The organism is Pseudoduganella sp. GW821-FHT12E03 (assembly GCF_058807115.1).
In genome coordinates this window covers 122,359-135,889 of record NZ_JBXAQJ010000013.1, presented here as the reverse complement: position 1 = coordinate 135,889, position 13,531 = coordinate 122,359, and the positions used below count along the sequence as shown (strand labels likewise).

The window sequence follows — 13,531 nt, the reverse complement described above, 5'->3', positions numbered from 1 at the left end:
AACCGAACATATTAAAATGCGACAAAGCTGTCTGATACTCGGAAATCCGGGAAATAAAGGCGTATCAGAGATTGGAAAATCCGGGGAAGTCCGGGAAAAACCAGTGAGCGGCCACGGAAAACCGTGGCCGCCACCAGATGCGCAAGCAGGAATTCAATGCAGCTTGTGGCTCTTGCTGCGGCGGGCCGTGAACGCCAGCATGCCCAGGCCGGCTGCCAGCATGCCGTAGCTTGCTGGTTCCGGTACCGGTGCGGTAACCAGGTTCAAGTTGCCTGCATAAGAACCGCCCAAACCATCGAGCGAAGTCTGGCCATGAATGACAAAGCCATAGTTTCCTGCAGTCAGCGTGTCGGCCGGGAAAAACTCGACCGAATTGCCGGTAGTAGTGCCAGTACCCAGGATGCTGCGGGAACTGTCGGCATTCATGCGGAAAAACTCCACTCCGGTGATGCCGTAGTTGAAGAGACGGCTGAGTCCAGCAAGCGTCTTGCCTGCAATGGCAGTGCCGCTGGCCCAACCCTGGCTCTCAGTGGCGACCTTGAACAGGAATTCGTCGGAATAGGCGCCCGGGTCGGCGTGTGAGACGCCGTAGGTGGCATTGCCCGCTCCGTCGAAAACCAGCACATCCGCCATTGTCACCGGCGTTGCAAGCATGCCGGCGGACAACAGCAGGGCGGTCGCCGTGCTGAAGATGACTTTCTTCATTGTGATACCCCTTCTGGATAATCAAACATTGCCGGCAGACGGAAAACTGCAATCCCCATCACAGTTTTGTCTATTCAGCAAGTTTTCCTATCTACCAACATTGGCAATATATCATAAGGCTGAGTCTGCTTTACTTCATTAATGAAATGTGTTGCAATGCAGCGTGTGGCCAAGGTTGGAATTTTCATCCATGGCTTGTAACGGCAAAGGCGGCCGCTGAACCTCTATATAATCGTTGCCTCCATCATCCTTGCCGCCATCCGACCCAACCCGTGGACCTGCATTCAGACGACCTGAAAACATTTGTCGCCGTCATCGACAGCGGTTCGCTGAGCGCCGCCGCGGCCCACCTGGGCCAAACCACGTCCGGTGTCAGCCGCGCGCTGGGCCGTCTTGAAGAAAAACTGGGCGCCAGCCTGCTGACGCGCACCACCCGGCGCATGGATTTGACGGAAGAGGGGCAGTTATTGCTGCAGCATGCGCGCGCCATCCTGGCCGGCATGGCGGCGGCGGAAGAAACCATCCGCATGCGCCGCCAGCAACCAGCGGGCCGCCTGTGTGTCGACGCCGCGTCGCCGTTCATGCTGCATTGTGTGGTGCCCCACGTGGCGGAATTTCGCGCCCTGTATCCAGGCATCCGTCTCGAGTTGACCAGCAACGACCAGATTGCCGACTTGATCGAGCATCGCACGGATATCGCCATCCGCATCGGCGCGTTGGCGGATTCGACCTTGCATGCGCGGCGGCTGTCCGCCAGCCCGCTGCATGTGCTGGCCAGTCCCGGCTACCTGGCGCGGCACGGCGCTCCCGCCACGCCGGAAGCCCTGTCACAGCACAGCCTGCTCGGCTTTGTTCAATATGACGCCGGCAACCAGTGGCCGCTGCGCCATGCCGCCGGCAACACGCTGCACATCATGCCCGCGCTGGCGGCGTCGAGCGGCGAGACCTTGCGCCAACTGGCGCTGGCCGGTCAGGGCATCGCGTGCCTGGCCGATTTCATGACGCGCGGCGATATCGCGGCGGGCCGCCTGGTGCCCTTGCTGGAAGATTGTTCGACCGGGTATCGCCAGCAAATCCACGCGGTCTACTACCGCAACACCCAGTTGGCGCGCCGCATTTCCTGCTTCCTGGAGTTCCTGCAGCAGAAGCTGTAATTGCCGCTGTCATTGCTGCTGTAAGAAAGGTCACGCAATACGACAGGATCTATTCCTACACCATTTTTTACGTTTTCGCAGCAACCGCCACGTACAGTGTGCGGCACCGTACGGTCCCGTCATGACCCCGGGAATACACTGGCCTTGCGTGATTGATGAATAGCGCAGCGGTCAATAAACAGTCAGCGCAGCGCAGCTTCCAATCCGCAGGCTTGCCGGCCGCCTCGAGGACCGGCACCAATCTCACTGCTGGGGGCAGGCCAGGCGCAAAGCGCCAGCCAGCCAGGGTCGAATAAAAAAACGGAGGCTATCATGGCACAGACTAACCACCCATCGAAGTATGTCGTACGAGAGTACCTGGAACGCCGCTCGCAGGAAGTCAAACCGCCACCCACACCGGAAGAAATCCGCCGCCAGTTGGGCTGGGGCTTGATGGCGTTCGATCAAAAAATGAACGGCGGCCGCTCCTGAGCGCCAGTCCCAAGCACAACTCTCCCGCCCCCGAGGGCCCGCGCTGTTCCAGCCCGGGCCCTCGCTGTTTGTGGCGGCGGCCTCTTCCCCGCATTCATTGGCGCCGTTCCGCCGTTCGCTGAAAACTTCGCCATTCACCGGTCGTCTTCCGCCATTCACCGATTCCCTGTTTCGCCGGCCGGGGCGGCCCGGTATTGTTACGTCCATACCGAACCCGCACATCAAGGAGATCAACATGAAACAGGCAGCGACGCAAAACTGGCGCAATCAAATGGTCTGGGGCGGCGTGATCATCGCCACCGGCGTGGTGTTCCTGCTGGACCGCACCGGCCAGCTGGACATCGGCCACCTGTGGCACTACTGGCCGGTATTCCTGGTGATTGCAGGCTTGTCGAACCTGGTGCCGCCCACCACGCCGAAGCTGGTGTTGAGCGGCTTGTCGTGCATCGGCTTCGCCGCCTGGTTTTATGTGTCGATCGAGCACCTGTGGGGCATGGGCTTCCACAACAGCTGGCCGATCCTGATCATCATGTGGGGTGTCCAAGTGGCGCTGAAGCCGGTGCTGGAAAAACGCCTGGGTCATCAGGAATAAGGGAGAACGATATGGACAACAATCAATGCGGTAAAAGCGGCGGCAGCGCCACGGGGCAAATGGTGGTCGGCCTCGGCGTCATCGCCGTCGGCATGCTGTTCTTGCTCGATAACCTGGGCATCGTCGAATTCGATTATGCGTTCCAGTTGTGGCCAGTGATTTTCATCCTGGCCGGTGTGCTGAAATTCATGCAGAGCACGTCCAGCGGCGGCCGCGCGGCGGGCGGCATTTTTATCGCGCTGGGGGCGGTTTTACTGCTCAAAGGACTGGGCTTTATCTATGTCAGCTGGCGCGTGCTGGCGCCCCTGCTGATGATCGCCGCAGGCTTGCTGGTGGTTTTCAAATCGACCCGCGAACGCAAGGAAACCGCCGGTGGCTTGTCGGACAAGGATGCCGGCCAGGACAGCTTTGTGCGCCTGACCGCGCTGCTCGGTGGTATCGAGCGCCGCGTGTATACGCCGGACTTCCGTGGCGGCGAAATTACCGCCATCATGGGCGGCTGCCAGTTGGACTTGCGCCAGGCGTCGATGCAGGGGGAAGCCGTGTTGAACGTATTTACCATGTGGGGCGGGATTGAAATCAAGGTGCCGGATGACTGGACCGTCAGCCTGGAAGGGACGCCGCTGCTGGGCGGTTTCAGCGAGAAGACCGGCGCGCCGCGCGATAACAGCAAGCGCCTGATCATCCGCGGCGTGGCGCTGATGGGCGGCGTCGATGTGCGCAACTGATGTCCGGTACTGATGCTGTCCCCCACCGGTAACCGCCGCAGCGCCGCCCTGTACCTGCTGGCCTGGCTGTTGCTGGGCATTGCGATCGGCGGCGCCATCGCGGCGGCCTTCGAGGCGCCGTGGCTCAACGCCATGATCTTCGCCGTCCCCGCCACCATGATGTACGGGGTCGGCGCCGGTTTTTCCGCGTACTATTTGTGCCGGGCCTACCCGCTGGCCCAGCGCAGCCTGGCCGGTGTGGTGACGGCGCTGGGCGCTTCCGCCGTGGTGTCGGCGCTGTTGTGGAGCGCGCTGCTGGGCGGCTGGAATGCGCTGTGCCTGTGGCTTGATGCGCCATGGGCAGGTATCGCGTACACGCCGCCCATGCGGGCGGTGTTGTTCGGCCTGGGCGTGCTGCTGTACGGTTTACTGGCAGCGGTCAATTACCTGGCCACGGAATCCGAACGGGCCGCCAGCGCCCAGCAGCGCGAACTGCAATCGCGGCTCGCCGCCAGGGAAGCGGAACTGCGCATGCTGCGCACCCAGATCGATCCGCACTTCCTGTTCAACAGCCTCAACTCCATCAGCGCACTGACGTCGCAAAACCCGAAAGGCGCGCGCGAAATGACTTTGCAGCTGGCGGGTTTTTTTCGCCTCAGCCTGGGCGTGGCGGAGCACACCGCGATCCCGCTGGCGCAGGAAATGCAGCTGATACGGCATTTCCTGGCGGTGGAAAAAGTACGTTTCGGCGAACGCCTGCAGCTGGAAGAATCGATCGAACCCGCAGCCGAAAGCTGCATGGTGCCGCCCATGATCATCCAGCCGCTGGTGGAAAACGCGGTCAAGCATGGCATTGCGGGCTTGCCGGAGGGCGGAAAAATCCGTGTCGCCGCGCGCCATACTGGTTCACAATTGCGCATCGTGGTGGATAATGCGATGGATGACGAGATGCCGGCGCCGCGCGAAGGCAGCGGCATCGGATTGGCCAATGTGCGCCAGCGCCTGGCGGGCAGTTATGGCTCGGAAGCATCGGTGCACTGGGGCGCACGCGATGGCGTATTCGTGGTGGAAATGATCTTGCCGGCACAGACGGCGGGCAGCAGTGGAGAAAACGAGTGACATGCGCATCATCATAGTGGACGACGAAATGCTGGCGCGCGGCGTGGTCCGCGAATACCTGGAGTCGCACCCGGATGTGGAAGTGGTGGCGGAATGCGCCAACGGCTTTGAAGCCGTGAAAGCCATTACCGAACTGGGACCGGACCTCGCCATCCTCGACATCCAGATGCCCAAGCTCGATGGATTCGAAGTGGCGGAACTGGTGGCGGGCAAATGCCGCATCATGTTTGCCACGGCCTTTGACCAATATGCGATCAAGGCGTTTGAATACCGCGCGCTGGATTATTTGCTGAAACCTTTCAGCCAGGAGCGCTTTGACCAAGCCATCGATCACGTGCGCGCCAGCCTGGGGCAGGCCGATGCGTCGAAGGCGCAGCAGGATGCGACGCAAGACGTGGTACGCGACGCGGCGCGCGCGGCCACCGCGCGCGGCAAGCCGCTGGTCCGGGTCGTGATCCGCGATGGCGCCAAAGTCCACGTGATCGCCAGCGAGAAAATCGATTACATCGAAGCCCAGGACGATTACGTGCAAATCCATACGGAGGGCAAGTCCTACCTGAAAAACCAGCGCCTGTCCGACCTGGAAAGCCAGCTCGATGCCGACAAGTTCTTGCGCATCCACCGTTCGTACCTGTTGAACCTGGAATGCCTGGCGCGCATCGAACAGGCGGGCAAGGACAGTCACGTGGCGATTTTGAAGGATGGCGGCAAGTTGCCGATCAGCCGCAGCGGATATCAGAAAGTGCGTAGCGTAATCCAATGAAGAAGATGTGCTTATTGGCGCTGGCGCTGGCCTGCGCAGCCACGGCCACTATGGCCACCGGGCAGGAGACCCGCGCCCCCAATGAGGGCGAGCTGCAATCGTTTGCCGCGTATTACCAGGCGCCGGCCGGCAGCGTGGCGCGTCCCGCGTTCGAATTGCGGCGTGGCGGGGCGGTGCAAGGCTGGAGCATCGAGGCATGGACCGAAGACAAGCCGCAGCGCGCGGCATGGTCGCTGTGCTTCGCGCAGCGCCATGGCCACGCTTATGACGGCAGGGCGTGGCGGGCAACCGGCGCCACGCGGCGCTATGCATGGCTGGACCGGGCCAGCGATTGCGGTGTCTCGCCGCAGCGGGTGCTGTTGTCCCACGAGCTGGCGGACCGCGATATCGTGACCGTGCTGGAAGGGCAGGCCGCCGTACTGCAGGGGGCGCGGCTGCTGTTTGCCGGGAATACGCAGTGCGCGCCGATCCGGGCGTTGCCGTTCAAGCTGGTGGGGCTGGACCGGGACAAGGACGGCATGCTGTTGCTGACCTATCTCAGCGAGCGGGCTTCGGAGGCGCGGGTCACGGTGCGTAAGCGGGGACGCGAATTAACCGCCTGGAACGTGAAGTGTTAGGTGACATCGACGTGCCACCACGCCGGTAGCAGCGCCTTCACTTCCGGCCGCGCAAAGCGGTCATCGATCAGGTACACCGTGCCCTTGTCGGTCTCGGTGCGGATCACTCGCCCGGCCGCCTGCACCACCTTTTGCATGCCCGGATACAAATACGTATAGTCGTAGCCGGAACCAAAGATGGTGTCCATGCGCTGCCGGATCTGCTCGTTGACGGGATTCAGTTGCGGCAGTCCCAGGGTGGCGATAAACGCGCCGATCAGCCGCGCGCCCGGCAAATCCACCCCCTCGCCAAAGGCGCCGCCCAGCACGGCAAAGCCGATGCCGCAACCGTCTTCCGTAAAACGCGCAATAAACGCGTCGCGCGCCGCTTCATCCATGCGCCGCTCCTGCAGCCACACGGGGATGGCCGGATAGCGCTCGCTGAAGGCGCGCGCCGCCTTGTCCATGTAATCGAAGCTGCTGAAGAAGGCCAGGTAATTGCCTGGCTGGCGCGCATAGTGTTCGCCCATCAAGTCCGCGATCGGCGCCAGTGAACGGTCGCGGTGCTGGTAGCGGGTGGAGATGCGGCTGGCCACGCGCACCGCCAGCTGGTCGGCGATGAAGGGCGACTCCACGTCGACCCACGCGGTCCCGGGCGGCATGCCCAGCGTGTCGCAGTAGTAGTTCCACGGACTCAGGGTGGCGGAAAACAGCGCCGTGGTATGGGCCGCATCGAAACGGGCCTTCAGGAACGGGGCCGGCACGATATTGCGCAGGCACAGGGTGGAATTGGCGCGCGTCCCGGCGCCGTCCACGGTCATGTCGAACAGCGAATGGTCGCCATGGCTTTCCGCCAGCCGCATGAAGGCCATCCCGTAAAAATAAAAATGCTGTAAATCGTTGTCCGCATGGGCCGGGTGCTCGGCATAAAACTCGCCGATGGCGGTGATGGCCGTTTGCAGCGCGCCCGTGAGTTTTTCCGGTAATTCTTTATAGACCTGGTAGTCGGGCTGGCCGCTTGCCAGCTGTTCCTTTTCCAGCGCGTTCCATTGCCGGTGTACGCGGTCCAGCGCCTTTTTCAGCGATTCCGGAGCGGTCTTGCGCAACAGGCGCAGTTGCGCGTGTTCCAGTTCCGCCGAATACATCTTGCGCGTGCGCGACACCATGTTGTGGGCCTCGTCGGCCAGCACGCTGACTTTCCAGTTGTTTTGCACGGTCAGGCTGTACAGCATGGCGCTGACGTCAAAGTAATAGTTATAGTCGCCGACGATCACGTCGGCCCAGCGCGCCAGTTCGCTGGCCAGGTAATACGGGCAGACCTGGTGATCCAGCGCGACGGCCCGCACGGCGTCGCGGTCCAGCATGGCGGCGTAACGGGGGGCGGCGTCCGAGGCCGCGGCGACGGCAATCCCTGCCGCATCCGTGCCTGGATCATTGGGCGGCATGGCGTGGGCCCGAAGCGCCGCCGCACGGGCGGCCGGCAGGCGGTCATAAAACCCCTGCGCCAGCGGGCACGATTCGCCATGGCACGCTTTATCCGGGTGTTCGCAGGCTTTATCGCGCGCCACCAGTTCCAGCGTGCGCAGCGGGACGATCGGGATGGTTTTCACGGGGGCCGAGCGGCCGATGCCCGTCAGGGTGGCCGCCGCGTCGAGCGCCATGGCGCGGCCCGAGGTTTTCGCGGCCAAAAAGAAAATCTTGTCGAGGCCATGTTCCGCCGTGGCTTTCAGCAAGGGAAACAGGCTGCCCACGGTCTTGCCGATCCCGGTTGGCGCCTGCGCCAGCAAGCCGCAGCCGCGCGTGCTGGCCTTGTACATGGCTTCGGCCAGCTGGCGCTGGCCGGGGCGGAAGCCGGCATGGGGGAAGCGCATGGTTTTCAGCGCCGCGTCGCGCGCGGCGCGGTGCGCGATTTCCTGTTCGGCCCAGGCCAGGAAGGCGCGGCACTGCTGTTCATAAAACGCCTGCAATGCCGGCGCCTCGGCGTCTTCTGTGACCAGGGTTTCCTTCTGGCTGCCGATATCGAAATACACCAGCGCCAGCCGCACACGAGCCAGGCCACGCGCGGCGCACAGCAAATGGCCATAGACCTTCAGTTGTGCCCAGTGCAGTGCGCGGTGGTTGTCCGGCATGCGTGCCAGGTCGCCCCGGTAGGTTTTGATTTCTTCCAGCCGGTTGGCGGCCGGGTCATAGCCGTCGGCGCGGCCGCGCACGCGCAGCGGACCATATTCGCCCGCCAGACTGACTTCCTTTTCATAGCCATCATCACGGCGCGAGGCAACCACCGCATGGCCGGCAATGCCTTCTTGCGCGGTCGGCGCGGGCGTGAAGCGCAAATCCAGGTCGCCGGCCTTGGCGGTGAATTCGCACAGCGCCCGTACGGCAACGTGATAAGTCATGCAGCCCATTGCAGGTAACAGACCGTGATTGGCATTGCGTGCTCGGCGCAATAGGCGATCCAGCGCAACTGGTTATCCTGCAGCCGGTCGCCGGGGCCTTTCACTTCGATCATGTGGTAGCGGCGCTCTTCAGGCCAGAACTGGATCAGGTCCGGAAAACCGCTGCGGTTGGCCTGCACATCGGCCAGGATGCGTTCACACCACAGTTTCAAATGCGCGGCAGGGATGCAGGCCAGCGCCAGTTCCAGCAAGGTGGCGTCGAGCGCGCTCCAATACACGAACGGCGACTGGATGTTGAACTTGGCGGCAAAATTGCGGCGAATGGTGTCGCGGTACCGGCCATCGCTATCGTCGAGCTGCGCCAGGCAGGCGGCAAACTGGCTGGCGCGGCGCGCATGGAAATCGGCGGCATGCAAATCCGCCGGGCCGTGGTGGAACGGGTGGAAGAAGGCGCCGGGAATCGGCGTGAAGATCGCGTCCCAGCACAGCAGGCCGAACAGCGAATTGGCCAGCGCGTTTTCCACGTAATACACCGGCGACACGTCTTCGGCCAGGTGGTCGCGCACCACGCCTTCGACCCACCAGTCTTCGGCGGGCATGGGCAGCGCCAAGTCCAGCCGCACCACCGGCGCGGCCGGAACGGCGGCTTCCTTCGGATGGCCCAGCTTGCGCCGCAACCGTGGCGCCATGCGCAGCAATTGCTGGCGTTCGGCGTCGCTTTCCGGCGCCGCCATGGCCAGGCGCAGCAGCGCAAACGCTTCCCCGGCCGCGTCGCTTTTTTCCAGCACGCGGATGGCGCGGGCGCGCGCGCCGGGATACGGGCAATCGCGGTACAGCGCCAGCGCGCCCGGCCAGTCCCGCTGTTTTTCCAGATGCTGCGCCATGTGGAATTGCAGCCGGTGGCGGCGGCTGGCCAGCCATTCATTGTCGCCGGCCGGCGGCAGGTCGCGCAGCACGCCCTGCGCCGGCTCGCCATTGGCAAAGCGTTCGCGGCACGCATGCAGGGCCAGATACGCATCGATATCGGCGCGGCTGCGGAAACCCCGGGCCGAGGGCGGGAAGTCGACTTGTTCGTACTGGTAAATGCCAAGGTCGGACAGGACGAATTCCGACCAGTCCTGGTGGAAGTTGCCAAAGAAGACCAGCCGCAGGCGGTCGCACAGCGGTTGCATCAGCATGTGGTAAATCACGTCCGCTGGCGCCGCGCCCGTGGTCAGGGCAGCCCAGCCGGCCAGCGGCAGCGCATCGGGATAGCGCTCGCGCAGCGCTTCCAGCTGGTCGGCCTTGCGCGCGGATTTGTCCGCCCCTCTGAAGGCAAACAGTTGCGCCAGTTCCGGTTTTTGCAAGACAGCAAACACCTCATCGAGCGTCAGCAGCGGTGCGGTATCGATCCAGCCCAGCGCCGCCAGTGGCGCGCACGCCGTGGCGGTGTCGCCGATTTCCGGGTAGTCCAGTTTGGACGCGCGGAACAGCACGCCCTTGCGCATGGCCATCCGGACAAACAGTGCGCGCGATGGCTGGGGCAGGGTGGCAAATTGCGCCAGGAAGGAACGCTCGGCCACATCGAGCAAGTCGTCATAGCGGGTGGCAATCCACTGCAAGACTTGCTGGAAGTTATCCAGATAATAAAACGGGTTTTCCAGTACCTTGACCATCGATGCGCGCCGCCAGCTGTATTTTTATACAGTAGTGTAGCGCGGATGGGACTGGTTGAACAGCGGGGAGAGGGGCGGCGCGGGCCGCCCCCGGGGAAATTATTGAGGATCGGTGACTTGCGCGGACGCTTTGGCGATTTGTGCTTCCACGGTGGTGACGGCCTGGCGGGCCGCCGTGGTCACCTGTTCATAGCCGGCAAATGCGTGATCAATCGCGGTTTTCACGATTTGCACGGCGTTATCCGAGCCGGGGCGGACGTTTTTTGTCACGTCATGGATCAGCGCGGACAGGGTGGTTTTGGCTTCCGTCATGTGGGCGTCGGCCGCGCGGTTGAATTCATCGCGGATGTCAGTAATGATGCCGCCCAGTTGCTCGTGGTATTCGCGGGCATTGGTCATGCCGGGCTGGACTTTCGAGGCGGCCACGGCCAGCACCGCTTTGGGATCGCGCGCCAGGCTCAAGTCTTTGCCGGCGGCCAGCTGGTCTTCCAGGCTGGATTTCGCGGTGGCCATGTTCAATGCCACCACTTGCTCGACGCCCTGCACGGTTTTGCTGGCCAGTGTATTGAAGGTCTCCAGCTGGAATTCAAACAGGGCCTTGGTGGTGGCGGCGAATTGCTCAGGACTCGTAAACATTGGCTCTCCTCATGTTATGTAGACTATGGGTGCCAGGCCTTCAGGCCGGGCATCCACATATCAGGGTTGGAACTTGCTGCAAAGTCTTGTGGTGAACCCATTATTTGGCAATTGCTAATTTTTCGCAACGGCTATCTTTATAAGGACGGGGTATCCGGTCCCAGCCGGGACCCAGCGGCGTTTGCGAACAGACCCGGGCGCCATCGAGCTTGCTGACCCACCAGTACCACGGGGCCGGTTCGGCCGCCAGCAGCGCACAGGCGCCGGACAGGAGGAGGGCAAGCAGGATTTTCATGGAATGATTATAGCGGGGCGGACGACGGCAGCAACAGGGTAAAGCGGGTGCCCACGCCCGGCGTGCTGTGCACGTCGATGCGTCCACCCAACACGCCGGTGACGATATTGTGCGCCACGTGCAAGCCCAGGCCGGAACCGCCGGCGCCCAGGCGCGTGGTGAAGAACGGGTCGAAAATGCGGCTCACATGTTCTTGCAGGATGCCGCCGCCATCGTCTTCAAACGTCAGTTGCGCGGTGTTGTCTTCCAGCCGGTGCGCGGCAATTTTGATGTGCCCGCCGCTGCGGCCGGCAAATCCGTGCGTGATACTGTTTTCAAACAGCACCTGGATCACTTGGCCCAGCTGGCCGGGATAGCTGTCCATGTCGAAATGGTACGGGATGTCCTGTTGCACCTGGACTTGCGTGTGCTTGACCATGGCATGCAGCGGCAGCACCAGCTCGGAAATGAAGTTATCGAGGAAAAAGCGGCGGCGCTGCGCACTGTCGGTATCGACCGCGATTTGCTTGAAACTCTGCACCAGGTTGGCGGCGCGGCGCAGGTTGCGCACCACGATGTCGTCGGCTTCCTGCGCTTGCAGCAGGTACGCGTCCAGCGCGGAGCGCCGCAGCGTGCCGGTTTCCGTGCTGGTGCGCAGGGCGCGGGTGCGCTCGACCATGGTGCTGGCCACCATCAGGCTATTGCCGATCGGCGTGTTCAATTCATGGGCCACGCCGGACACCAGGGCGCCCAGCGCGGCCAGCTTGTCGCGCCGCACCAGTTCATCCTGCGTCATGCGCAGGTTTTCCAGTGCCTTTTGCAATTCCTGGTTGGCCTGTTCCGCCGCATCCATCGCGCGCCGCATGTCCGCCGTGCGGGCTTCCACCAGTTCTTCCAGGTGGCCCCGGTGCCGCAGCAATTCATTTTCATGGCGGGTGCGGGCAATCGCAATGCCGGCCAGGTGGGTCGCGACACCCGTCAGGCGCAAATCGTCCGGACCGGGGCTGCGCGGTTCACGGTAATACATGGCGAACGTGCCCAGTACCGTGTCCTGGTCCAGCAGGATCGGCATCGACCAGCAGGCCCGCAGGCCGAACTGCTGCGCCAGCGCGGCGTAGGGCTGCCACAGCGGATCGGTGGCGATGTCGCTGACGATCACGCCTTCCTTGCGGAACATCGCGGTGCCGCAGGACCCGACGCCCGGGCCGATCTTGACGCCTTCGATTGCCGCCATGTATTCCGGCGGCAGGCTGGGTGCGGAACCGATGTGCATGGTCTGGCCATCGGGATCGAGCAGCAGGGTCGAGCACATCACGCCGGGCGATTGCGATTCGATCAAGAGCATCAGGCTGTCCAGCGTTTGCTGCAGGGGCGCGCCGCGCGCGATCATTTCCAGCAATTTATTCTGGCCAAAGCGCAGCGCCTCGGCCAGCTTGTGGCCCGTCACATCGACCATGCGCATATGGTACAGGCGCCGGCCATCCTTGTTCAGCATCACCAGGCGCAGGTCGCAATCGATGCGGCGCCCGCTGCTGTGCTGGAACGTGACCTGGAACACCCGGACTTCACCGGCCAGCACGCGGCGGATCAAATCCTGGACGGCCTGGTCGGATGGCGTGCCGTCCGGCTGTAGTAAGGGGCACAGGTCTTCCAGCCGCAGTGCGCGCAATTCCGTGCTGGTGCGGCCCAGCATGCGTTCGGCGCTGGCGTTGATGGCGACCGGGTGGCCGTGTTCCGCGTCGAATAGCATGACGCTGTCCGGCGTGGACAGCATCATCGAGAAATAATTGACTTCCAGCGCTTCGGCATCGAGCTTGGAGGAACCGGGACGGGTCGGCCAGGCGTGGCGCACCGTCAATTCCACCAGCACTTGTTCCACCACTTCGTCGACCGATTGCGGCAATTGCAGATAGCCGCTGGCGCCCGCTTCGAGCGCGCGCTTGTGTTCATCGTCGGACAGTGACGGCGACATCATCAATACCGGGAGCTTGCCTTGGTCGGCGCCGGCCAGCAGGCGTTGCACCAGTTCAAAGCTGGCGCTGCCGGCCAATGCCGCTTCCACCAGTACCAGGGAAATGCCGCCCTCGCGCACGGCGGCCAGGGCGGAATCCCCCCGGTTGACGACCTGGACGCGGAAACCGTATTCGGCCAGCGCTGCCTCCAGCGCCGCGATATCGTAGGCGGCGCCTGAAACGATCAAGATGGTTTGCGGCTGGGTCAACGCCATTGAGGGGGAATCCGGGGAACGGTGAGTTAGCCCAGTGTAGTACAAGGTGCTGTGCGGTAACAACACACTTGCAAATGAGGAGGGCGGGGGAAGCGACAATCGTCAAATGCAAAACGCCGCAAACTTTCACAAGTTTGCGGCGTTCTTTGCGGAATTCTGTGGTGCCCACGGAGGGACTCGAACCCCCACACCTCGCGGCACATGGACCTGAACCATGCGCGTCTACCAATTCCGCC

At 63.0% G+C, this 13,531-nt stretch carries 13 protein-coding genes and 1 tRNA gene; 7 read left to right on the top strand and 7 right to left on the bottom strand.

What is annotated here, in order from left to right; all coding sequences use genetic code 11:
* Positions 1-153: 153 nt before the first annotated feature.
* Positions 154-705 (bottom strand): FxDxF family PEP-CTERM protein, encoded by a 552-nt coding sequence (locus tag AC1RRC_RS28105; RefSeq protein WP_493058941.1) that lies wholly within the window; start codon positions 703-705, stop codon positions 154-156.
* Positions 706-977: 272 nt separating this feature from the next.
* On the opposite strand from AC1RRC_RS28105, the gene AC1RRC_RS28100 reads away from it, so the two are divergent.
* The 7 genes from AC1RRC_RS28100 (at position 978) to AC1RRC_RS28070 (ending at position 6,128) form a co-directional block, all read left to right on the top strand.
* Complete coding sequence (locus AC1RRC_RS28100) at positions 978-1,859, top strand: LysR substrate-binding domain-containing protein (RefSeq protein WP_493058940.1); 882 nt, start codon at positions 978-980, stop codon at positions 1,857-1,859.
* 312 nt (positions 1,860-2,171) lie between these two features.
* Positions 2,172-2,330 carry a hypothetical protein gene (locus tag AC1RRC_RS28095; RefSeq protein WP_493058939.1) on the top strand — a complete coding sequence of 53 codons (159 nt, stop codon included), beginning with the start codon at positions 2,172-2,174 and terminating at the stop codon, positions 2,328-2,330.
* A gap of 235 nt (positions 2,331-2,565) precedes the next feature.
* On the top strand, positions 2,566-2,922 hold the full coding sequence (locus AC1RRC_RS28090) for a LiaI-LiaF-like domain-containing protein (RefSeq protein WP_493058938.1): 357 nt from the start codon (positions 2,566-2,568) through the stop codon (positions 2,920-2,922).
* 11 nt (positions 2,923-2,933) lie between these two features.
* Entirely contained in the window at positions 2,934-3,650 is a 717-nt protein-coding gene (locus tag AC1RRC_RS28085) for a LiaF transmembrane domain-containing protein (RefSeq protein WP_493058936.1), read from the top strand.
* Positions 3,651-3,662: 12 nt separating this feature from the next.
* Complete coding sequence (locus AC1RRC_RS28080) at positions 3,663-4,748, top strand: sensor histidine kinase (RefSeq protein ID WP_493058935.1); 1,086 nt, start codon at positions 3,663-3,665, stop codon at positions 4,746-4,748.
* Position 4,749: 1 nt separating this feature from the next.
* Complete coding sequence (locus tag AC1RRC_RS28075; RefSeq protein ID WP_493058933.1) at positions 4,750-5,511, top strand: LytR/AlgR family response regulator transcription factor; 762 nt, start codon at positions 4,750-4,752, stop codon at positions 5,509-5,511.
* Complete coding sequence (locus AC1RRC_RS28070; RefSeq protein WP_493058932.1) at positions 5,508-6,128, top strand: hypothetical protein; 621 nt, start codon at positions 5,508-5,510, stop codon at positions 6,126-6,128. The genes AC1RRC_RS28075 and AC1RRC_RS28070 overlap by 4 nt, the downstream gene beginning before the upstream one ends.
* On the opposite strand, the gene AC1RRC_RS28065 is transcribed toward AC1RRC_RS28070, so the two are convergent.
* The 6 genes from AC1RRC_RS28065 to AC1RRC_RS28040 all read right to left on the bottom strand — a co-directional run bounded on the left by AC1RRC_RS28065 (position 6,125) and on the right by AC1RRC_RS28040 (position 13,531).
* A complete protein-coding gene (locus AC1RRC_RS28065; protein WP_493058931.1) occupies positions 6,125-8,503 on the bottom strand; it encodes an ATP-dependent DNA helicase in 2,379 nt (792 codons plus the stop codon). The genes AC1RRC_RS28070 and AC1RRC_RS28065 overlap by 4 nt on opposite strands.
* A complete protein-coding gene (locus AC1RRC_RS28060; protein WP_493058930.1) occupies positions 8,500-10,158 on the bottom strand; it encodes a VRR-NUC domain-containing protein in 1,659 nt (552 codons plus the stop codon). Before AC1RRC_RS28060 ends, AC1RRC_RS28065 begins: the two co-directional genes overlap by 4 nt.
* A 99-nt stretch (positions 10,159-10,257) precedes the next feature.
* On the bottom strand, positions 10,258-10,794 hold the full coding sequence (locus tag AC1RRC_RS28055) for a phasin family protein (protein WP_493058929.1): 537 nt from the start codon (positions 10,792-10,794) through the stop codon (positions 10,258-10,260).
* 100 nt (positions 10,795-10,894) lie between these two features.
* On the bottom strand, positions 10,895-11,089 hold the full coding sequence (locus AC1RRC_RS28050) for a hypothetical protein (protein ID WP_493058928.1): 195 nt from the start codon (positions 11,087-11,089) through the stop codon (positions 10,895-10,897).
* A gap of 7 nt (positions 11,090-11,096) precedes the next feature.
* Positions 11,097-13,295: an ATP-binding protein gene (locus AC1RRC_RS28045; protein WP_493058926.1), complete on the bottom strand. Its 2,199-nt coding sequence runs from the start codon at positions 13,293-13,295 to the stop codon at positions 11,097-11,099.
* Positions 13,296-13,454: 159 nt separating this feature from the next.
* Positions 13,455-13,531, bottom strand: a tRNA-Leu gene (locus tag AC1RRC_RS28040).